The 249-nt window shown below is 41.0% G+C and carries 1 protein-coding gene; it reads left to right on the top strand.

Annotated features, from left to right (window positions below; translation table 11 throughout):
• On the top strand, nucleotides 1-249 hold a 249-nt coding region (locus CD111_RS12440), incomplete at both ends, for a hypothetical protein (protein WP_420866065.1).

The following is a 249-nucleotide window of genomic DNA, read 5'->3' as shown; positions in this document are numbered from 1 at the left end:
CCTGATGTGCTTGTCGATAATGATGTACTTTCGCTTTCTGAACCACTTAGTGATGTTGATGTGCTTTCAGATCCTGATGTGCTTGTCGATAACGATGTACTTTCACTCTCTGAGCTACTCAATGACGTTGAAGTGCTTTCAGATCCTAATGTACTTGTCGATAATGATGTACTTTCACTCTCTGAACCACTTAATGATGTTGATTCACTTTCAGAACCTGATGTACTCGTCGATAACGACGTGCTTTCG

The sequence above is a fragment of the Mammaliicoccus stepanovicii genome (assembly GCF_002902525.1).
GTDB classification, from domain to species: Bacteria; Bacillota; Bacilli; order Staphylococcales; family Staphylococcaceae; genus Mammaliicoccus; species Mammaliicoccus stepanovicii.
The sequence above is the reverse complement of the archived record's forward strand: the minus strand, read 5'-3'. Positions and strand labels throughout refer to the sequence as shown.